The organism is Terriglobales bacterium, assembly GCA_035624455.1.
In the GTDB taxonomy this organism is placed as follows: Bacteria; Acidobacteriota; Terriglobia; order Terriglobales; family Acidobacteriaceae; genus DASPRM01.
The window spans coordinates 1-6,838 of the sequence record DASPRM010000040.1 but is presented as its reverse complement, the minus strand read 5'-3'; the positions used below and the strand labels follow the sequence as shown (position 1 = coordinate 6,838).

The window sequence follows — 6,838 nt, the reverse complement described above, 5'->3', positions numbered from 1 at the left end:
TTCTACTACATACAAAGAATTCAGAACCTTGCGATATCGCTCCTCCTCGGATGCTGATTTCAATGCACACAAGGCTGCATCGCTTCTCTGTGCGTAAACCGGGATCTATCTTGCAGGAAGAAGATTCGGAGGAAGCCGTCGTTATAGCTGGCTGACAGACGACTCCACACCACAGAACTGCTCAACCTCCCTGCTTACCCCATTCAATGAATTTTCGAGGCTCCGACTCCAACCCCCAAGGCGTTTCTCTGGGTCAGTCCGATATCTCGAGTTCGAAGGATGTGAAAGACAGTGTGCAGACAGGTAATTCTAAAAACCTGACACACAAAAGGTGTAGGGTCTATTAGGTCTATCGTCCTTCGTGTGTTGAGAAATCGTTTGTGCAGATCAACCAGAACACCTAGGCCTGCCGCATCAACCAGATGAACTCTCGATAAGTCCAGCATCACCTTAGAAGCAGTTTGGGACAAGGTAGCCCCTCGGAAGAGATCGAGATGGCTTCCGAGGACGATGCGGCCCTTACAGCAAATCGTTGTGCCTGTGTCGGAATGCCGAATTAACAACTCCAACATTGGAGATTCTCCTTCGTTGCTTTTCTTAAGGGTGGCCCCACGGATGGAACGCACCTTTTGTCGGTTGTCTCACCTTCGCATACGGAATGACACCTGCATTCGGAAGTTTGGTTTATCCGCTGAGCAGCTCGTCAAGTTCGACTGCAAGAAGCTGTGGTGAATCCGAGTGCCACTCAGGGCTGGACGCGTGCTAGCTCGCGCAGGTGCTCGATGGTTGCGCGTGCATAAGCCAGTTCCTTCAGGTCTGCGTCCTTGTGGCCTTCAGTTCGGCGTAGGGCGAGCTCCCGGTCGTCGATGGCCCGTTGTGCTGCAGCCAGCTTTTTCTGAAGACGGCTCGGGTCCGCTTCTACCACTGCATTGGCAAGAAGCTGCCTCCAAATCGTCCGACTGCTGATACTCGTAGTTCGCATATGATCCTCCTCTTAAAACGGGGTTCCCGAGTCTTCGGCGGTTGCATCGGGTGCGGTGGTTTTCTCTGAGGCTCCGCGCCGACGTGCCCCCGCGCGGGAACCGCTACCCTCAACAGGTTGAAAGCGAGCGAAGGCTAGGACGTCTGGCTAGCAGAGGAGAGCGCAAAAGAAAAAGAGCAGAGAATGTGAATTCGGGCAAATCGCCGAATTGATGGGCCGGCTTCTTGTTGGTCTTGGCGACTGGCTCTGCGCCTGTGCCGTCACCGTGGGCAACGCCGGCGGAGGAGACATTCTTGACCTAGCGACAATCGGAGCGGTCGCTCCGTGGAATGTGAAATCCGGCAGGTCCACTTGGGGCAACACCAGGACCGCCGCGAACAAGAGGAGCTCGAAGAGAATCAGAGCCCAACGCCACTGCTTCATACACGCCCCTTGCCAAGCAACCTATTTCAACCCCAGCGATGCTGTCAAGATGAAAGGGAGAAGTCGTACCGCGGAAGACAAGAGAAGACAAGAACGGTCACAATGCGCCATGCGCTGACGCATCGTTTGCGTGGTACCTCCGCTTCCAAGAATTCCTAAAGTGCGTGTCGACAGCTCGACTCCGCCCGGGGCTCCTTATTTATTCCTATTTCGTGGCCGCCTGCCGCCCATGAAGCTGTCAACCCAGCCAGCAGTGTCACAGCCATACTGCCATCCTGCAATTCATGCTCAGCTCCTTATTCGCGCGATCCTGCCTGGTTCACCGTCGTTGCACTGGTACAAATGACAGTTCGGCCTGGAGAACGTTTTCGATACGATCGTTTGGTTCTCCGGCACAGCTCGGTCGAGAGACGTCTGCCAACCTAAGGACCAGGAAGTAATTCTATGACCCAACAGATGAGGTCCGAGAACCCGTGGGAAACCGAAAATCAAGGCGGCGGGAAACTCTCGGATGCTTTCGTTTTCTTTGGCGCCAGCGGGGATCTGGCCTATAAGAAAATCTTCCCTGCCTTGCAAAACATGGTGCGCCACGGCACGCTAAAGTGTCCTGTGATCGGAGTGGCTAAGTCAGGATGGAATCTCGACCAACTGCGCGAGCGTGCCCGCGAGAGTATTCGAAACAATGATGGAGGGGTTGATGAAGCGATCTTCTCTCAACTTGTCAAGCAACTCCACTACATAGACGGTGATTACACGGACCCGACTACTTTCACCCGACTGCGGCAGGAACTTGGGAGTGCCTCGTCGCCGATCCATTACCTGGCAATACCACCTAGTATGTTTGCTACGGTCGTCGAGCAACTCAGCAAGTCCGGGTGCTCTTCCGATGCCCGCATCATCGTGGAGAAACCATTTGGCCGCGACGTCGCATCCGCCAAAGCGCTCAACGAGATTCTGCACTCGGTGTTTCCCGAGTCGCAAATCTTCCGCATCGACCACTACCTGGGAAAAGAAGCGGTCGAGAACCTCCTTTTCTTTCGCTTCGCGAATACGTATTTCGAACCCATCTGGAATCGCAACTATGTGGAAAGCGTGCAGATCACGATGGCGGAGAGTTTCGGCGTTTCAGGTCGGGGAAAGTTCTATGAGGAGGCCGGTGCGATCCGTGACGTGATCCAGAATCACCTGCTGCAGGTGGTGGCGCTCATTGCTATGGAACCGCCTACTTCCATGTATCCGGAGTCCGTACGCGACGAGCAAGTTAAAGTTTTTCGCAACATTCCGCCCGTCCAGGCTGACAAAGTCGTGCGCGCACAGTTTGTTGGCTATCGCAATGAGCCGGGGGTGGCTCCGAACTCACAGGTGGAGACCTTTGCCGCCATCCGATTCGAAGTGGACTCCTGGCGTTGGGCTGGCGTTCCATTCCTCATCCGCGCGGGGAAGTGTCTTAAGACCACTGCCACCGAAGTCTTGGTACGCCTGAAGCGTCCGCCCCTGGGCCGCGAGCCTGCGTCTGAACGGAATTATTTTCGCTTCCAACTCGGTCCGGATGTCTCTATTGCGACTGGTGTCCGCATCAAGCGCCCGGGCAGGAAGTTGATTGCCATGCTGACCGAGCTGGCGGCAGTCAAGAACTCGCCTGGCGACGAAGTCGAAGCTTACGAACGGCTGCTAACCGACGCCATGAGAGGCGACGCCCTTTTGTTTGTCCGCGAAGACGCGGTGGAAGTTTCCTGGGGCGTGGTGGAGAACATTCTCGGTAACTCTGCTCCGCTGCACTTCTACGAACCGGGATCGTGGGGGCCGATCGAGACCGAGACTTTGGCGAAAGACATCGGAGGGTGGCGTAACCCGGCGTAGGGCGGATGCTAGGGCCAACCGCAGAGGGGAATCAAAAGCAGCCTCTCTCTTACCTTCCCATTGGCTAGCGAGAATTCAAGAATGCCTTCGCCTAGCCTCGCGGTGTCGCCATTCCTGCGGTTTTCACGAGCGCTCGTATATCCTGGTTTTGGTGCGCGTTCTCTTCGAAATCTTCAGCCAGACCCTGAGCATGCTGTGGGCGCACAAATTGCGCTCTTTCCTCACCATGTTCGGCATTGCCTGGGGAGTAGGGTCGCTACTGCTGCTGGTGGGCTTGGGCGAAGGTTTCCGCTCGGGCAACCGCAAGCAATTTGAATCGCTGGGCGAGAACGTGATGTTCATCTGGTCGGGGCGCGCGCCGGCCGTGGAAGGCAGTTTCACGGGAATGCGCCAGTACTACCTGACGTACAAGGATTTCCTCGACATCAAGTCCGAATGTCCGCACGTCGGCGCAGTGGCGCCGGTCATCTCACGCGCCGACCTGCGCGCGGTAAGCGACTTCTTCCAGAGCAGCGGGCAGCTGATGGGCGTGCCTGCGAATATCAACCAGATTCGCTATTTGCCGATCGCCGAGGGTCGCTGGATCAACGACTTGGACGACACGCAGAAGCGGGCCGTGGTGGTGCTGGGGGACGAGGCGCGGCGGCTGCTGTTTCCCGGCCGCCCGTCAGTGGGGAGCACCATTTTGATCAACGACGTCCGTTTCCAGGTTATCGGGACCCTGCAGCGCATCGGGCACGGGGAAAACAACACGCTGAACATGCGCATGTTCATACCTTTCAATACTATGCAGCAATACTTCCCGCCCACGGTGGACGTCAAGGACTCGATTTCGTTTCTCAATTACCAGCCTCGGTCGCGGGCCTTGCACGAGTTGGCGAAGCTGGAGGTGCACAAGATCATCGCCCGCAACCATAACTTCGACTACCGCAATGCGGATGCCTTCGACGAGTGGGACACGGTTCGCACGGTCGACCAGGTGGGCAAGATTTTTGACGCCATGAACATGTTCCTGGGTAGCGTGGGGCTGGTAACCCTGGCGCTGGGAGCGATCGGAATTATCAACATCATGCTGGTAGCGGTGGCGGACCGGACGCGCGAGATCGGGCTGCGCAAGGCGGTTGGCGCCACCAACGGCAGTATCATGTTCCAGTTCTTCGTGGAAGGCGCCTTCCTGACTCTGCTGAGCGGAGGCATCGGGATGGGCGGCGCGGCGGCCCTAATGGCAGCCTTGTCCACTGTGCCTTCGCCGCCCGGCTTTGATCCGCCGAAGCTGGTGGCCTCGACGGCGATCCTGGCCATCGCTTCGCTGGCCATCGCCGGCATTGCCGCGGGCTTGTATCCAGCGCGGCGGGCGGCGCTGCTGGAACCCGTGGAGGCGTTGCGCAAGGAGTAACCATGCATCGCGACCTTCTGGAACAAGCCTATGGCGCTATGCGACATGATCTGCGCAAGACCCTGCTGACCATGGCGGGGATGGCTTGGGGTATCGCCACGGTCGTGTTGCTGCTGGCGTACGGAGAGGGCTTCGGCCAGGCGATTTACAACATCTTCGAGAGCTTTGGGGCCAAAGCCGTGGGCATCTTTCCGGGCCGCACTTCGCAGCAGGCCGGGGGAAACAAGGCCGGGGTCGAGATTCGCTTCACCAACACCGACATCGAACTGCTGCGCAACGTCGTGCCACTGGTGCACCATGTCTCCCGCCAACTAGACAAACAATGCACCGTCACCAACGGGGCACGTACGTTCGTTTTGCCGGTGACCGGGATCGATCCGCCCGCTCAGCAGATCTGGAACCTCAAAATGGCGGAAGGGCGGTTCCTCAACGACGAGGACAACCTGGCCCATGTTCGCGTTGCGGTACTGGGTTGGGAAGCGCGGGACAAGCTGTTTTCCGGACTACCCGCCCTGGGGCAGACGATCCGCATCAATGGGGTCAGTTTCCAGCTGGTCGGCCTGGTTACGGCGCGCATGCAGGAGGGCGACAGCGATATCAACCGCCAGATCTACATCCCCTACAAGACCATGGATGTGCTCCAGGACAACTACTACCTCGGGGGCATCTGGCTGGACTACGAAGGGATGGACCACAACAAGGTCAGCAAGATCATTCGCGATTCTCTGGCGCTGGCGCACAACTTCAAGTCCGACGACGAGCGCGCGGTGTTCGTGTTCGATGCGCAGAAGCAGCTATCGCAGTTCAACATCATCACCATGGGCCTGAAGATCCTGCTCACCTTTATCGGGACGATTACCCTGGGGATTGGCGGGGTCGGCCTGGCGAACATCATGCTGGTATCGGTGACGCAGCGTACGCGCGAAATCGGGGTGGAGAAGGCTTTGGGAGCGCGGCGGAAAGACATTCTGTTTCAGTTCCTGGCGGAGGCAATGGTGATTACAGCCGTGGGCGGCGTGCTGGGCATCGTACTCTCCTACATCGTTTCTCTCTCGGTGGGTTCGTTGACACTGTACAGCGCCATGGCCAGCCACGCCGAGGCGGGCGATATCCGGCTGGTGGTGGCGCCCAAGATTCTGCTGATCGCAGTCACGATCCTGGGGCTGGTGGGCGTGGTCAGCGGAATGTTCCCCGCGGTGCGCGCCGCCAACCTGGACCCGATTGAGGCGCTGCGCTATGAGTGATGGCCAGCGTCAGCCGACATCATCGCGCACCGGGAGCGGGAAGAGCGACTCTGCTTCCAGTCCGAGCCGTCGTCTCGCACTGCACATCGCGCCTTGCGCCGGCCTGGTGGAAGCGAACCCGACGAAACCCAGGCGCTGGCCGACATCGGCGTAAATGGCCTCCATGCCGCCGCGCATCAGGGAGCTTTTATGCCAGAATCCAGCGCACCCACGTTGCGCAAGAAATCGATCCACCACTGCTGATGTGGTAGGGAGCGGCGCAGTTCTCGAGAGCAGGAAAGTCTTACGGGTGCATTCCAGCATGGAAAGGGGAGAACGATAACCGGTTCATCGAGCAGCAGGCCATTGGGCTTGGCTTCGACGGCGGCCGGATCTGCTTCTGGAGGCCTGGGCCGCTTTCCTTTTGCCCGGCAGGCCGTCACTGTGGGAAGGCGACCTGTGGCACCGGGGCAGCTTGTCATCTTTACTTCCTCGGCGCGCCGCTGCCCGATGAGGTTGCTACAATAGCACGTTTTCCATGCCCGACATCTTTACGACCCCCCTTTGCGATTCCGCAACCAGGAGTTTTCATGTACCTGTTCAAGCATCGGTTGTGTGTCTGCCTGCTTTTCGCTGCCCTTCCCGTGTTCGCACAACAAGCACGGGAAGGCCGCTTGATGCGCTTTCCCGACATCCACGGTGACCGGATCGTCTTCGTCTACGGCGGCGACTTGTGGCTGGCTTCCAGCCAGGGTGGGGTCGCACACCGGGTCACAACCGCTCCCGGTAGGGAACTGTTCCCCAAGTTCTCTCCGGATGGGAAGTGGATCGCTTTCACCGGGCAATACGACGGCAACTTCAATGTTTACGTCATGCCCGCCGAGGGCGGCCAACCGAAGCAGCTGACCTTCTACCAGGGCGGGGCGCAGCCACTCAGCGACCGCATGGGCATCC

6 protein-coding genes are annotated in these 6,838 nt (G+C 58.4%); 4 read left to right on the top strand and 2 right to left on the bottom strand.

Annotated features, from left to right (window positions below):
* Positions 1-745: 745 nt before the first annotated feature.
* A complete protein-coding gene (locus tag VEG30_04955) occupies positions 746-982 on the bottom strand; it encodes a hypothetical protein (GenBank protein HXZ79258.1) in 237 nt (78 codons plus the stop codon).
* Positions 983-1,849: 867 nt separating this feature from the next.
* Between VEG30_04955 and zwf the strand changes: the two genes are divergently transcribed.
* From zwf to VEG30_04940, 3 genes are all read left to right on the top strand, one after another.
* Positions 1,850-3,265, top strand: coding sequence for a glucose-6-phosphate dehydrogenase (gene zwf / locus VEG30_04950; protein HXZ79257.1), 1,416 nt, complete (start codon positions 1,850-1,852; stop codon positions 3,263-3,265).
* 151 nt (positions 3,266-3,416) lie between these two features.
* Complete coding sequence (locus VEG30_04945; protein HXZ79256.1) at positions 3,417-4,661, top strand: ABC transporter permease; 1,245 nt, start codon at positions 3,417-3,419, stop codon at positions 4,659-4,661.
* 2 nt (positions 4,662-4,663) lie between these two features.
* Positions 4,664-5,905: an ABC transporter permease gene (locus VEG30_04940; GenBank protein ID HXZ79255.1), complete on the top strand. Its 1,242-nt coding sequence runs from the start codon at positions 4,664-4,666 to the stop codon at positions 5,903-5,905.
* A 9-nt stretch (positions 5,906-5,914) separates the two neighbouring features.
* Here VEG30_04940 and VEG30_04935 read toward each other — a convergent pair whose 3' ends face one another.
* Positions 5,915-6,082 (bottom strand): hypothetical protein, encoded by a 168-nt coding sequence (locus tag VEG30_04935; GenBank protein ID HXZ79254.1) that lies wholly within the window; start codon positions 6,080-6,082, stop codon positions 5,915-5,917.
* A 392-nt stretch (positions 6,083-6,474) separates the two neighbouring features.
* On the opposite strand from VEG30_04935, the gene VEG30_04930 reads away from it, so the two are divergent.
* A partial coding sequence (locus tag VEG30_04930) for a hypothetical protein (protein HXZ79253.1) occupies positions 6,475-6,838 on the top strand: 364 nt, incomplete at its 3' end.

What these genes read in the sequence shown, in the direction of transcription:
- VEG30_04935 (HXZ79254.1), bottom strand. Translation starts at nt 6,082, where the DNA reads ATGCGCGGCGGCATGGAGGCCATTTACGCCGATGTCGGCCAGCGCCTG.
- VEG30_04955 (HXZ79258.1), bottom strand. Translation starts at nt 982, where the DNA reads ATGCGAACTACGAGTATCAGCAGTCGGACGATTTGGAGGCAGCTTCTT.
- zwf (HXZ79257.1), top strand. Translation starts at nt 1,850, where the DNA reads ATGACCCAACAGATGAGGTCCGAGAACCCGTGGGAAACCGAAAATCAA.
- VEG30_04940 (HXZ79255.1), top strand. Translation starts at nt 4,664, where the DNA reads ATGCATCGCGACCTTCTGGAACAAGCCTATGGCGCTATGCGACATGAT.